The following is a 13,195-nucleotide window of genomic DNA, read 5'->3' as shown; positions in this document are numbered from 1 at the left end:
TGCACCTGAAAACGGGGCCGGGCGGGCGAACCACGCGCCATGGGTCCGGGGCTTCGCGGGTCACGGGTCTCGCGTGCCGTACCGGTCCGGGAGCCCTCCGGGAGAACCGGAAAGAAGGACGGGAGGGGCCCGCACGCGACGTGCGGTGCCCCTCCCGTCTTCCTGCCTGTCGTACGCGAGTGACCCGAGCGGGTCACTTGCGCTTGGTGACCTCCTCGGTCAGCTGCGGGACGATCTGGTGCAGGTCGCCCACGACGCCGTAGTCGGCGAGCTCGAAGATCGGCGCCTCGGGGTCCTTGTTGATCGCGACGATCGTCTTCGCGGTCTGCATGCCGGCCCGGTGCTGGATCGCCCCGGAGATGCCCGCCGCGATGTACAGCTGCGGCGAGACGGTCTTGCCGGTCTGGCCGACCTGGAACTGGTGCGGGTACCAGCCGGCGTCGGTGGCGGCGCGGGAGGCGCCGACGGCCGCGCCGAGCGAGTCGGCCAGCTCCTCGATGATGGAGAACTTCTCCGCGGAGCCGACACCCCGGCCACCGGAGACCACGATCGCGGCCTCGGTGAGCTCCGGGCGAGCGCCCTTCTCCTCCTTGACCCGCTCCACGATCCTGGCGCCCTTGGCGGCGTCGGACACGGTGAAGGCGACGTGCTCCTCGGCGCCCGCGCCCGCGGCGGCCTCGACGGGAGTGGCGTTGGGGCGCACCGCGACGATCGGGATGCCCTTGGTCACCCGCGAGCGGACGTTGATGCCGCCGCCGAAGATGGACTGGTCGGCGACCAGGCCGTCCTCGATGCCGACGACGTCGGTGAGCACACCAGAGTCGATCTTGATGGCGAGACGGCCGGCGATCTCCTTCGCCTCGGCCGTCGCGGCGACGAGCACCGCGACCGGCGACTTCTCGCCCACCAGGTGTGCGAGCAGCTCCGCCTTGGGGGCCACGACGTAGTCGCTCACCTCGGCGGAGTCGGCCACGTAGATCTTCTCCGCGCCGTACTCGGCCAGCCTGGCCTGGGCCTCGGGAGAGTATCCCGCGCCCGTCCAGACCGCCGCCGGGGTGCCCAGCTTCCTGGCGAGCGTCAGCAGCTCAAGGGTGACCTTCTTGACCTGGCCCTCGACGTGCTCGACCAGAACGAGAATCTCGGACATTTCACTTAACCCCCGTTCTCAGACGAACTTCTTCGACGCGAGGAAGTCGGCGGCCTTCACGCCACCGTCGCCCTCGTCCTTGACGACCGTGCCCGCCGCGCGGGGCGGGGCGACCGCGAACTCGGCGACCTCGCTCCACGAGTTGGCCAGGCCCACCTGGGAGGCGTCGATCTCGGCGTCGGCGACGCCGAGCTTCTCGACCGGCTTCTTCTTCGCGGCCATGATGCCCTTGAAGGACGGGTAGCGCGGCTCGTTGATCTTCTCCACGACGGAGACGACGGCGGGCAGCGAGGCCTCGACCTTGTCATAGCCGTAGTCGGTGACGCGCTGGATGGAGATGGCGCCCTTGTCGACCTGCACCTGGTTGGCGAAGGTGAGCTGCGGCACGCCGAGGCGCTCGGCCAGCATCGCGGCGAGGACGCCTGTGCGGGCGTCCGTCGACTCCGAGCCGAGCACGACCAGATCGAAACCGATCTTCTTGAGGGTCTGTGCCAGGGCGTATGAGGTGCCCAGGGCGTCCGAGCCGTGCAGCGCGTCGTCCACCAGGTGGACGGCCTTGTCGGCGCCCATGGCCAGAGCCTTGCGGATGGTGTCGCTCGCCTTGGCGGGGCCCATGGTGAGGACGGTCACCTCACCGCCGTGGGCCTCCTTCAGGCGCAGTGCCTCCTCGACCGCGTATTCGCACAGCTCGTTGATGACGCCGTCGGCGGCGTCGCGGTCGAGCGTATTGTCTTCGGACCTCAGCTTGCGCTCGGTCGCCGTGTCGGGGACCTGCTTCACGCAGACGACGATGTTCATGGCCGGTGGCCGACCTCCCGTGTTCGCGTACGCCACCGCGTCGCTGCGGTTGACGCCGAATGCGGTACGTGCACGCGGGGTACGTGCACGCGCTGCCAAGACTGCCAAATGCTCTCGGGCGGCGTGGCAGTGGGTTGCCCGGTCGGTACGTGCCCGCCCCGGCCCCCCTCAATTATGTTACCCACGAGTAGCTTAGGTGCAAACCACCAGGTTGCACGGCTCACATCGGGCAGCCGTAACCTTCCCCGAGGAACACGCCCCTACCATACCGAGCTATGTTCCGGTGCTAGCGGGCGGGTTCCACACAGCGGGACGGCCCTCGCCCGCTCAGCTCGCCACCAGGATCCCGACCAGGACGAAGACGACGGTGCCCAGCACCAGCGCCAGGGTGAGCGTACTGAAGAACGTGCTCAAAACCGCTCCCAGCGCGACGGCCCCGGCCCCCGCCGCCAGGTCGAGGATCATGCGCCCACGGTCGCGGCGGGCGAACAGCGCGATGCCCGCGTCGACGAGCATCACCGAGCCGTACCCGGTGAGCAGCAGCAGCGCCACCTCCGGCAGCGGTTCCCTCGCGGTCGCGGCCAGCAGGGAGACGAACAGACCGGTGCCGACGACCCAGCGACGGTGCAGGACGACCCTGCGGCGCGCGAAGGCCTCCTCCGGCGAGGGCCTGCCCGCCGCCCGGCGCGGCTCCCCCGGCCGCCACTCCCGGGTGCTGAGATCCTGCATCCCGGTGTCGGCCGGTCGTCTGCTCTCCGGCACCGAGACGTCCCGGTGCCGGGCCCCGGCGTCAGAAAGGTCCGCCTCCACGAACGGCGAAGGGTCACGGAACCCGACCCTCCGCCGCCGCACGCCCTTGGCCCGGGCACTCTTCCCCGCGTCCGCGACCTCATGGCGGGGTCCGGCCGGTCGGACGACCGGCGTACCGTCCAGCCACTCCAGGATCGTGTCCGCGGACGGCCGGTCGGCGGGAACGCGCAGCAGGCACCTGCCGAGCGTCGGCTCCAGCCATCCGGGAACGCCGTCGAGGTCGGGAGGGTGGTGGACGACCCGGTAGCCGACCGCCGACGCCGGCCCCGTGCCGTAGGGGTGCCGCCCGGTGGCCGCGTACGCCAGCGTCGCCCCGAGGGCGAAGACGTCGGCCTCGGGGCCGGCCTCGGCGCCCTCCAGCACCTCGGGCGCCAGGTAGCCGGGGGTGCCGAGCACGGCCCCCGAGGCGGTGACCGAGGGCGAGTCGAGCGCGGAGGCGATGCCGAAGTCGATCACGACCGGTTCGCCGTCGGTCAGGATCACGTTGGCGGGCTTGAGGTCGCGGTGCACCACCCCCGCGGCGTGCACGGTGGCGAGGGCCTCGGCCAGGCCGCGCGCCAGGCGTACGAGATCGTCGCCGGCGACGGGACCGTCGGCGGCGACCACCGCGCTGAGCGGGCGCCCCTGCACATAACGGGTGACCAGATAGGGGCGGGGCCCCTCCAGGGAGGCGTCCAGGACCTCGGCGACCCGAGGCCCCTGGACCAGCCGCATGGTCTCCACCTCGCGGGCCAGCCTGGTCAGGGCCGTCTCGTCCGCCGCGACGTGGGGGTGCAGGATCTTGACCGCCACCGTGCGTCCCCTGGGATCCAGCGCCAAATGGACCTCGCCGAAACCTCCGGCGCCCAGTCGCGACAACAGGCGGTAGGGGCCAAGACGTTCACCGTCGGTCGCGACCATGCGACTCCTTCCGGCCGGTCACCTCCATCGTGCAGCAGAGAAGACGATCGCGCACCGGTTCACCGGCCGGAAAAACCCGCCGACGGCCCCGACGTGCCGTTATCTCCAGAAGGTGAGGAAGCCGAGACCGAGGCTGGTCATCAGGTCGTCGAAAAGACCCCCGACGAGGTCGAGCACACCCATCGTGCCCTCGTTCGCCGTCTGCCGCCACTGGGCCGTGAGGTCTTTGACCACCTCGGTGGGGGGCTGCCACGGCGAGAAGGAGGGGACCACGCTCCACGCCGTCATGACCGCGAAGAACGCCAGCGTGCCCAGCACGATCGTGGTCACCATGCCCGCGCCGGGGCTGCGGATGACCCCGCTCAGCGCGCGGGCGACGGCCTTGCGCGGCTTGCCGCCACCGGGCAGGACGAACAACCCCGCCACGAAGGCGCCCGCGGCGTAGGCGGCCGCGAAGTTCTTGTTCATGTCTCCGGCGTAGACGAGGAAGCCCCACACGCACATGCCGAACATCGCGGACAGCACCGCGCTGGTGAGCGTCCCGAACGCGGACCTGATCAACGCCCACGGGGTGCCGAGCACCGCGAGCAGCGGGTCACTCGGGCTGCTACCCCGGATGGAGCGGCGCTCTGCCAGCTCGCCGAAGAGGTGCTCGCCCACCCGCAGGCAGAGCGCGGCGGCCAGCGCGAACACGCTCACCACCACGGGCAGCATGCAGGCGAGCGCCACCAGGATCGTGAGCAGCAGCGCCGCGGCGAGCGGATGGCCCGCGCGGTAGCGCTCCTGCGGAGGGGTGCGGGGCGCGGGCCGGTCCTGGGTCGGCGCCTCACGCCGCGCCTGGACCGGCGGCGGGTAGGGCCGAGCCTGACCGGTGGGCGGCGGCGCCGGATATCCGGCCACCCGCTGGTCGGGGAAGGGCGGCGGTGCGGCGGCCCTCGCCTGCGCCGAGGGCGGCGCGGGGACGTAGGGCGGCGGTTTGGAAGCCGGGACGTAAGGGGGCGGTGCCGTCGCAGCGGATCCCTGGCCCTGCTCCTGTCTGGGCCTGCGCTCGCGCCGCTCCGGCTTGGCGTACTCGACCGGCGGGAGCAGGTCGGCGTAACCGTCGTCCTGCGGCAGCACCCGGGTGCCCTGCGGGGGCGGGGGCGGCGGCGGGGCACCGTCCAGGACCCTGGTGCCGTCGGTGTTGAGCACCTTCGTGCCGCCGTCGAGGACGGCGGTGGGCGGCGTCTCGTGGAAGGCCGTCACCCTCGGGTCGAGGGCGCGGGCCATCCTGTGCAGCTCCGGCGCGGACGGCCTCGCGGTGGGGTCGACGGCGAGGGCCCGCCTGAGCCAGCCCCGCAGCCACGCGGGGGCCAGGTCGACGTTGGCCCTGCCCTCCATGATGTTGAAGCAGACGACCTCGAAGCTGCCCGTGCCGAACGGCGGCTTGCCGGTCGCGCCGAAGAATACCGTCGAGGCCAGCGCGTGCACGTCGGCCGCCTGGGTGATCTCGGAGTCGCGGATGATCTCCGGGGCGAGATAGCCGGGGGTGCCGACGAACATGCCGGTCTGGGTGAGCCGGGTCGCGTTGACCAGGTGCGCGATACCGAAGTCGATGACGAGCGGGTCACCGTTGACGATCATCACGTTGGACGGCTTGAAGTCGCGGTGGATGACGTCGGCGGCGTGGATGGCCACCAGCGCCGCGCACATGCCCTGCGCCAGCCGGATGAGCTGGTCCGCGGGGAGCGGGCCGTCCTCCAGGACGGTCTCCTCCAGCGTGCGGCCGGGGGCGAACCTGGTCACGATGTAGGGCTGCCTCGCCGTCAGCTCGGCGTCGAGCACCTCGGCGACGTGCGGGCTGCGCACCCGCCGCATGGTCTCCACCTCGCGGGTGAGCCGGTCGCGGGCCTTGAGGTCGGCGGCCACGTGCGGGTGCAGGACCTTGACGGCCACCTCGCGCCCGTCCTCGTCGAGCCCGAGGTGGACGACGCCCATGCCGCCCTCGCCGATCTTTCTGAGCAGGCGGTACGGACCCAGCCGCTCGGGCGCCCGCGTGTCGCCGGTCATCACGCCGCCTTCTTTCGTAGGTCTACCAGTTCTTGCACCACCGTTCCGACGTCGACCGGTGTCCACACCGCTCGTCGTGCCGCGTCTCCCACGGTGCCGATCGCCAGGAAGACCATCAGCGCCGCCACCGCGGCCAGTCCCGCGGCGGCGACGATGGCCGCGCCGCGCGACGGCAGCAGTGATGCCAGCGTACGTCTCATCTGGCGGCTGGGGCCTTCGACACCGGGTCCGGCGCAGACGGTCCAGAGCGCGACGGCCACGCCCCAGCTCAGCGCGTTGGTCTCCGGCATGTCCCTGACCAGCACGGCGAGCAGGAGCGTCACCGGCAGGCCGAGGATGAGCGCGTACGGCACCAGGGCGACGGTGATGCCGATCGACTTCAGGAGCGCGGCCGGCTGGCCGAGCACCCGCAGGACGTCGGCCGCGGCCTCGCCCGCGCCCCTTCTGGCGTTGAGCGCGGGCTGGGCGATGTCGGCGGCGCGCAGCAGGATCGCCACCGGGATCACCAGCGCGGCGACGATCACCGGGGCGATGACCGCCGCGACCGTCATGATGACCAGCATCAGCACGCCCGCCACCCCGTACGCCTTGGAGCGCTGCAACGCGTGCCCCGGACGCTGGCCGGGGTGGAGCGCCGGCGGCACGGGCTGCTGGGGCTGCTGGTGGTGCTGTGCGTACTGGTGGGCCTGCTGCTGATGCTGCGACTGGGGGTGCGGATAGGGGTAGGGCGGCGGCGTGGGGGTGCGGACCTGCGGGGTCTGCTGCTGGTCGGGCGGTGCCTGCCGCTGCGGGTAGGGCGGCGCGGGCCGACCGCCCGGCAGCGGCGACCGGCTCTGCTGACCGTGCTGACCCGGCTGCGCCTGCTGACCCGGCTGTCCCTGCTGTCCCGGCTGGTTGGTGTACTGGCGGATGTATTCCTGCAGATCCTGGGGGCGGACCCGCTGGGTGGGGATGTCTCCGTCGGAGACCGGCGCGGTGGCACCCTGGTCGTGGACGGCGGGAGTGGACGGGCCGGGCACCGCTCCGGGGACGACGCCCGGGGTGCGGGTGGGGACGTCCTCGGGGGCGAGCATGCCGGTGGGCAGGTCGTGCGCGGCCTGCTGGGCCGCCGCGGCCTGGCGCAGCTCCTCGGACGTCACCCGGCGGGTGGGCCACGGGTCGGGCTGCTCGGCGCCGAGCATCGAGACGTACTCGTGGGGCTGGGCCACGGGGGTGGGAGGCCAGGAGGTGGGCTGCGGGACCGCGGGACGTGACGCCACCGGGGTCGGCACGTCGCCGGGCTCGACGGCGGCGCCCTGACGGCCGGGAACGTGCGGGACCGGGGACCCGGATCCCGTGGACCCCTGCCCCTGCCGGGCCGCCTGACGGCCGTGATCACCCTGACCCGGCAGGCCACCCTGGCCGGACCGCGCGCCGGGGACGCCGGGGACACCGGGGACGCCGGGGACGCCGGGGACGCCGTACGCACCGGGGACGCCCGACGTGCCGGGGACGCCGAAGGCTCCGGGACGGCCGGAGGTGCCCGGGGCGCCGGACGTGCCGGGCGTACGGGAGCCGGGGGCGGGGTCGTCGAACTCCGCGACCGTGGTGATCTCGTCGGGCACCCGGGGCCTGCCGGAGACGGGCAGCAGGCGTCCCACCCGCTCCGCCAGCTCGGCGGCCGACGGCCGCCTCGCCGGGTCGCGCTGGAGGGCGGCCCGCAGGACCGGCTGGAGCGCCTGCGGGACGGCGTCGACGTTCGCCTTGCCCGCGGTGATGTTGTAGAAGATCATCTCCAGCGTGCCCTTGCCGAAGGGCGGCTGGCCGGTGGCGGCGAAGACCAGGGTCCCCGCCCAGGCGTGCACGTCGACCTCCGGCCCGGCCTCGTGCCCCTCGATGATCTCGGGGGCGAGATAGCCGGGGGTGCCGATGAACATGCCGGTCTGGGTGAGCCGGGTGGCGTCGACCGCCTGCGCGATGCCGAAGTCGATGAGAACCGGCTCGCCGTCCAGGATGAGAATGTTGCCGGGCTTCAGGTCGCGGTGGATCACCCCGACCGAGTGGACGGCGGCCAGCGCCGACGCCACCCCGTGCGCGACCCGCAGCAGCGCGGGCAGCTCCATGGGGCCGTCCTGCTTGATCACCTCGTCCAGCGGACTGCCCGCGACGTATCGCGTCACGATGTACGGGCGATGGCCGGTCACATCGGCGTCGAGGACCTCCGCGATGTATTCGCTGCGCACCCGCCGCATCGTCTCGACCTCGCGCGAAAGACGGCGACGCGCGACGTCGTCGCCCGCCACCTCCGCACGGAGGACCTTCACCGCCACCTGCCGGCCCTGCGGGTCGACGGCTAGGTGGACCACGCCCATACCGCCCTCGCCCAGCCGCCTCAGCAGCCGGTAAGGACCCAATCGGTCGTCCTGATTCATGGCATGAAGCACCATATCGGCTTAGATCCCGCCCACGAGATGAACCATCGGGCCACATTTCCCGATTGAATAACGTTCACAGAACCTCGACGGTTTCCCGATTTCCTCTCCCACTTAATCTCATTTTCGCGTCAGTTCGCCAGGTGAAGAACCCGTGCCGTCTTCAACCCCGCCAGCAGGGAGCCGGAAACGGCGAGCTTGGAGCGGCGGACACCGCTGCCGATCACGACCCCCGGGTGGGCCGCCACCGCCTCGTCGACGAGCACCGGCCAGTCCTCGGGCAGCCCGAGCGGGGTGATCCCGCCGTACTCCATTCCGGTCAGCGTGACCGCGTCGTCCATCGGCGCGAACGAGATCTTCCGCGCGTCCAGGTGGCGCCGGATCACCCCGTTCACGTCGGCCCTCATGGTGGCGAGCACCATGCACGCCGCGTAGCGGGTCTCCCCCGCGCGCCTGGCCGCCACGATCACGCAGTTGGCCGACTCGTCCATGCCCACCCCGTAGCGCTCGCAGAAGGCCGCCGTGTCGGCGAGCTCCGGGTCGATCTCGGCGACGGTTATCCCGGCGAGCCCACCGACTCCGCCGGCCCCGCCGCCGAACCCGTCAAGCTCCCCGACGGCCCGCGCCACCGGCTCGGCCAGCAGGTCAGGCCGCTCGGCGGCACTCGTCCAGTCCAACGTCCCGATCGTCATCGCCGTCTCGTCTCCCTAGGAATTCCCTTGGAAATTCTCCCGCACCGAAGACTTTACGGCCGTGCGGTGACACTCAGGATGTCGTCTGGAGTACCCGGTGGTGCAGATCGGTGACCGCTCTCCTCGCGGACTCCATCGCACCGGCCTGCCAGGCGGTGAGGTGGGTGAGCCAGTCTCCGGCGAAGTGGACCCGGCCCGCGGGGCGCTGCAGCAGGGCGAACGCGCCCTCGTAGGAGGGCCAGCTCGCCCAGCCGCCCTCGATGTGCGGCTGGCGCCCCCAGGAGATCGAGATGCTGGAGCGCAGCTCCGCGCGGTACTTCTCCCCGTGGATCTTCTTGCCCTGGGTGAGCGCGCGGTTGCGGCGCTCGCGGTGGGAGAGGCCGGTGTACACGTCGGCGTTCTCGTCCCTGTTGTAGTAGCCGACCACCAGGCCGCCGCGGGAGTGGTAGCCGTGGGAGGGATACCAGATATGAGTGATGTCCAGGTCCGTCTCGGTGGCGCCGCCGTAGATGTGGTCGTCGATCTCCCACCAGCGCCTCCCGTACTCCAGCCCGATCTTGCCCGCGGAGACGGGTACGGGGGTGCGGAGGGCGGCGGTGATCGGGGTGCCGAGATTGTGCGGCAGGCGCGCGAGCAGGTGGGGCGGCAGGGTCGCGACGCAGTAGTCGGCGCGGACGACGCCGTCCTCGGTGCCGCTCCGGTGGGTGATCTCCACCCCGTCGGGCAGGTTCTTGATCCCGGTCACCCGGGTGCCGGTCCTGATCCGGTCGCGGCCGACCGCGTCGGCGAGCGCGACGACGATGGCGTCCATGCCGCCCACCGGCTGGAACATGGGCATCACCTGGTCGTAGCCGAAGTCCATGGTGACGTATCTGCCGGTGCCCGCGGCGAGCACCTCGCGCAGGGAGGCGGCCGCGTCCACGGGCACGCCCTCGCTCACCCCCGGGTAGGTCTCGAACCCGCGCCGTCTGGAGTCCCGCTGGTAGGCGAGGTCGGGGCCGAGGTCGCCGAAGCGCCGCAGGAACTCCTCCAGCCGCTCGCGGTCGTCCTTGGTGAGCCGCCGGTTCAGCGCGCCCGCGTTGCTCGCCTTGGCGAGCAGCTCGGCGACGTAGCCGTACAGGTCGGCGCGGGCCGCGCGCGCCCTGGCCGGGGCGGTCATGCCCTGGGTGTAGACGTACGCGGAGGCGTTGTTGTTGACGAAGATCTCAACGGGTACGCCCAGTTCGCGGCAGTAGTCCATGGTGACCATCCAGGGCGCGATCCGCGCGGCCCCCGCGTTGAAGTAGATGCCCTCCTCGAACGCCGCGGTCTGCGTCTCGCCGCCCAGCTCGTCCAGCCGGTCGCCCGCGCGCAGCGTGAGGGTCCTGCCGCCCACCCGGCCGGACGCCTCCAGGACCGTGCAGTCGTACCCGGCCTTGCCCAGCTCGTAGGCGCAGGTCAGCCCGGCGACGCCCGCGCCGAGGACGACCACCTTGGCCGCCGCCCTGCCGGTGAGGGAGAAGTCGGAGCGCTGCGGGGGCGTGAAGTCCCTGTCCTGGGACTCCGGGGCGAGACCGAGCGCGCCCATCGCCGCGAACATCGCCCCGGCGCCCCCGGCGGCGCCCACCCCGACCAGCAGCGCCCTGCGCGTCAGACCCGCTCCGGCGGGTGGCGCGGTCTTCGCGGGGGGCGCGGTCTTTTCTGCGGTGGGCACCGCGGAGGAGGTGTCGGGCCGCTCGGGACCCGTCTCGTCACTCATGGGGGTTGTCACAGCACATCGGGCACCGTCGGGTCGAAGGGGTTTGCCGGGGCGAGAGGAATCGCGCGTCGCAGGTTATCCGGATCGATGGTGACTAGGTGCCGAAAGAAGGGCGAAAGGGCAGCGAGCGGTCATCGGAAGGGTCACCCGTACGCGCCGCTGCCGCAGGCCACCTGGCCGCCGATCATCGCGAAGATCCCGAGGAGGGCCATGATCTGCGAGAAGTCGTCGGTGGCGAACTCCGTGTGCCGGGGGCCCGCCGCCGTCACACCGGGGATGATCGCGCATCCGGCGGCGATCGCGGTGGAGTTCCACTCGACGCCGAGGACGAACGGCGGTTCGGGGGCGCACAGGCGGAAGTCGGCCACCCGGTCGAGCGCGCGGGCCGTCGCCTCACGGATCCGGGCCTGGGCGACGGCGGGCGGCAGGAGTTCGGCGGCGAACCTGTCGACGCCCTTCTTGACCGCGACGGTCTCCACGTCGCCGAGCAGCTCCCTCGCCTCCTCGCAGACGGCCTCGTCCCCGGTCACCAGGACCACCGGCACGCCGAGCGTGCCCGCGAAGGAGGCGACGAGACGGGTCTCCCCGCAGACCTCGCCGTTGAGGTAGATGTTGTGGATCTCCCTGCCCATCCAGGTGTGGTTGAGCACCCCGTGCTGGACGCCGGCCCGCGCGTGGTAGCCGACGAAGCAGGCCGCCCGGTGGCTCGCGTCGAGCCCCTGCCCCATCCGCAGCGGCTTTCCCGGACCCCGCAGGAGGGTCGCCCGCTCGTCGAGCAGGTCGATCCTGAGGTTCTTCGTCGAACCGTGGGCGTCGTTGACGCGCACGGCGGTGGCACCGGCGTCGAACGCCCCCGCGACGACCGCGTTCGCGTCGCCGGTCATCAGCTCGCAGCCGCGTTCGTAGCCCCGGCCTCCGGCGTGCATCTCCTCGGGATCGGTCAGCCCGGTGACGCCTTCCATGTCGACCGAGACGTAGACCTTCACGGCATCCCCCACGTCTCGACGCGGCGCGCCTCGTCCTCGCTCATGAAACCGATCTCCCCGTCCACGAAGTCGTGAACCTGCTTACGCCACGGTTCGGGAATCTCCGCGACCGCGGGCGGGTAGCAACGGTCCAGCCAGGCGGTGGAGGACTCGGTCGCGCGCAGGTGCCGCGCCGCCGCGGCGAAGACCGTGTCCTCGATGCCGGGCACCCTGGCGCAGCCGTACTCGATCATCTCCTGCCCGCCGTACGGGGGCGGTTGCTGCCACTTGCGGGCGACCGGGCGGCCCGCGGTGATCGTGGTACGGAGCGGACGGCGCTCGACGGCGGCCTGGATGAGCTCCTTGTACAGGCACTTGCCGCAGGTGCCGCAGGGGCCGCCCACCCCGCGCAGGCACCAGCGGAGCTGTCCGCGCAGCTCGGAGCCGAGGGCGAGCCGCATCGTGACGGCCTCGCTCACCCCGCCCACCGGGAGTACGAGGTGCAGCCCGGCGGCGGCGAACGCCCGGCCCCAGGCGCCGTGCGGGGCCCACATCAGGTTGTCGGGCGTGTACCGGTGCACGTAGCGGGCGCCCCCCAGCCAGCGCGACCCCAGCTCGTAGCCCAGGGCGAGGCCCCCCAGGTCGAGCTCGTCGGCCATCAGCAGCGCGCCCACGGCGACCGCGTGATGCTCGGGGTAGCCGGGACGGGGCTCGGCGAGGGTGAACTCCAGGTCGGAGCGGACGACGGTGAGCTCGCGGCCGGTCTTCTCCGCCAGCGAGGCCAGCACGTCGGATCGGTAGTGGGTCCACCGGTTGGGTACGCGCGGGTGGGAGACCCGCTGGAAGTGCACGAACGGCGCGTCGGGCAGCATCGCGGCCACCGCGACCGAGTCGGCCCCGCCGCTGTAGGAGATCGCGAGCCTGCCGCCGGATCGCGTCCCGGCAGTCCCGGTGGGACCCGCCTCGACGCCCCAGCCCTCGTCGATCGCCCCGGCGAGCTCCGGCGAGATCGGCCGGTCGAAGGTGACGCGGCGCCGGGTCCACGGCGCGATCACGGTCCACGCGGCGAGGGCGAGCAGGTCGGGGTGGATGTCACGCGGCGGGTGCGGCAGTTCGGCCCTGAAGGTGTTCGTGGCCAGTTTCAGTGCCTGGCCGTCGGCGCAGTGGCCGGTGACGTCGTCCTCGGGGTCCAGCCGGAACACCAGGTGCCAGGTGCCGCCGTCGGCCGTCCAGGCCACTCTCACGCGCCGCTCCCCCTCCCGACGCTCGCCGCGCCCTTCGCGCCTCCCGCGCCTCCCGCGCCTTCAGTGCCTCCCGGTGCCCCCGCGGTCCCGGAGGTCCCGGTGGCGCGGTCCACGGCCTGCCAGAGCAGCACCTCGTTCCTGAGCACGCCGTCCAGCGCGACCGCTGTCTCCTGAGCGAGCCGGTGGGCGTCGTCCCAGCGCCCGGCCCGTACCGGGTCGAGCTTGACCCCGGCCACCTTCGTCCGCAGCTCGACGACCTCCGCGCGCAGCGCGGTGACCTCCCTGGCCAGCGTCTGCACCTCCCAGAGCGCGTCCTTCACGTCCTGCCTGTGGTCGGCCCTGGAGATGTACCGAGAGTCGAACCAGCCGAGAACCGCCCGCCGCAGCGGAGCGGGCACCAGCGCACGCTTCACCAACCGCACCATAATCCGGCACGATACC

At 72.3% G+C, this 13,195-nt stretch carries 10 protein-coding genes; all 10 read right to left on the bottom strand.

Annotated features, from left to right (window positions below; all coding sequences use genetic code 11):
• Positions 1 to 193: 193 nt before the first annotated feature.
• The gene (locus ACFY3D_RS13190) at positions 194 to 1,147 is read right to left on the bottom strand and encodes an electron transfer flavoprotein subunit alpha/FixB family protein (RefSeq protein ID WP_389978728.1); all 954 of its coding nucleotides are present in this window, start codon (positions 1,145 to 1,147) and stop codon (positions 194 to 196) included.
• Between the two features lie 18 nt (positions 1,148 to 1,165).
• Positions 1,166 to 1,945 (bottom strand): electron transfer flavoprotein subunit beta/FixA family protein, encoded by a 780-nt coding sequence (locus tag ACFY3D_RS13185; RefSeq protein ID WP_389978725.1) that lies wholly within the window; start codon positions 1,943 to 1,945, stop codon positions 1,166 to 1,168.
• Positions 1,946 to 2,272: 327 nt separating this feature from the next.
• A complete protein-coding gene (locus tag ACFY3D_RS13180) occupies positions 2,273 to 3,655 on the bottom strand; it encodes a serine/threonine-protein kinase (RefSeq protein WP_389978722.1) in 1,383 nt (460 codons plus the stop codon).
• A 99-nt stretch (positions 3,656 to 3,754) separates the two neighbouring features.
• On the bottom strand, positions 3,755 to 5,704 hold the full coding sequence (locus tag ACFY3D_RS13175) for a serine/threonine-protein kinase (RefSeq protein WP_362899366.1): 1,950 nt from the start codon (positions 5,702 to 5,704) through the stop codon (positions 3,755 to 3,757).
• Positions 5,704 to 8,115, bottom strand: a complete 2,412-nt coding sequence (locus ACFY3D_RS13170; protein ID WP_389978718.1) for a protein kinase — start codon at positions 8,113 to 8,115, stop codon at positions 5,704 to 5,706. Before ACFY3D_RS13170 ends, ACFY3D_RS13175 begins: the two co-directional genes overlap by 1 nt.
• 131 nt (positions 8,116 to 8,246) lie before the next feature.
• On the bottom strand, positions 8,247 to 8,807 hold the full coding sequence (locus ACFY3D_RS13165) for a YbaK/EbsC family protein (RefSeq protein WP_350947576.1): 561 nt from the start codon (positions 8,805 to 8,807) through the stop codon (positions 8,247 to 8,249).
• A gap of 73 nt (positions 8,808 to 8,880) precedes the next feature.
• Positions 8,881 to 10,545: a flavin monoamine oxidase family protein gene (locus ACFY3D_RS13160; protein WP_389978715.1), complete on the bottom strand. Its 1,665-nt coding sequence runs from the start codon at positions 10,543 to 10,545 to the stop codon at positions 8,881 to 8,883.
• A 143-nt stretch (positions 10,546 to 10,688) separates the two neighbouring features.
• Entirely contained in the window at positions 10,689 to 11,543 is an 855-nt protein-coding gene (locus ACFY3D_RS13155) for a M55 family metallopeptidase (RefSeq protein WP_389978712.1), read from the bottom strand.
• Positions 11,528 to 12,754, bottom strand: a complete 1,227-nt coding sequence (locus ACFY3D_RS13150) for a DUF6395 domain-containing protein (protein ID WP_389978709.1) — start codon at positions 12,752 to 12,754, stop codon at positions 11,528 to 11,530. Before ACFY3D_RS13150 ends, ACFY3D_RS13155 begins: the two co-directional genes overlap by 16 nt.
• Positions 12,751 to 13,167 carry a hypothetical protein gene (locus ACFY3D_RS13145; RefSeq protein ID WP_389978706.1) on the bottom strand — a complete coding sequence of 139 codons (417 nt, stop codon included), beginning with the start codon at positions 13,165 to 13,167 and terminating at the stop codon, positions 12,751 to 12,753. The genes ACFY3D_RS13150 and ACFY3D_RS13145 overlap by 4 nt, the downstream gene beginning before the upstream one ends.
• Positions 13,168 to 13,195 lie beyond the last annotated feature (28 nt).

The organism is Streptosporangium sp. NPDC000509, assembly GCF_042898365.1.
Classification (GTDB): Bacteria; Actinomycetota; Actinomycetes; order Streptosporangiales; family Streptosporangiaceae; genus Streptosporangium.
The sequence above is the reverse complement of the archived record's forward strand: the minus strand, read 5'-3'. Positions and strand labels throughout refer to the sequence as shown.

Excerpts from the sequence above, each read along its gene's own strand:
- ACFY3D_RS13180 (WP_389978722.1), bottom strand. The coding sequence starts at position 3,655 with ATGGTCGCGACCGACGGTGAACGTCTTGGCCCCTACCGCCTGTTGTCG.
- ACFY3D_RS13190 (WP_389978728.1), bottom strand. The coding sequence starts at position 1,147 with ATGTCCGAGATTCTCGTTCTGGTCGAGCACGTCGAGGGCCAGGTCAAG.
- ACFY3D_RS13175 (WP_362899366.1), bottom strand. The coding sequence starts at position 5,704 with ATGACCGGCGACACGCGGGCGCCCGAGCGGCTGGGTCCGTACCGCCTG.
- ACFY3D_RS13170 (WP_389978718.1), bottom strand. The coding sequence starts at position 8,115 with ATGAATCAGGACGACCGATTGGGTCCTTACCGGCTGCTGAGGCGGCTG.
- ACFY3D_RS13160 (WP_389978715.1), bottom strand. The coding sequence starts at position 10,545 with ATGAGTGACGAGACGGGTCCCGAGCGGCCCGACACCTCCTCCGCGGTG.
- ACFY3D_RS13185 (WP_389978725.1), bottom strand. The coding sequence starts at position 1,945 with ATGAACATCGTCGTCTGCGTGAAGCAGGTCCCCGACACGGCGACCGAG.
- ACFY3D_RS13165 (WP_350947576.1), bottom strand. The coding sequence starts at position 8,807 with ATGACGATCGGGACGTTGGACTGGACGAGTGCCGCCGAGCGGCCTGAC.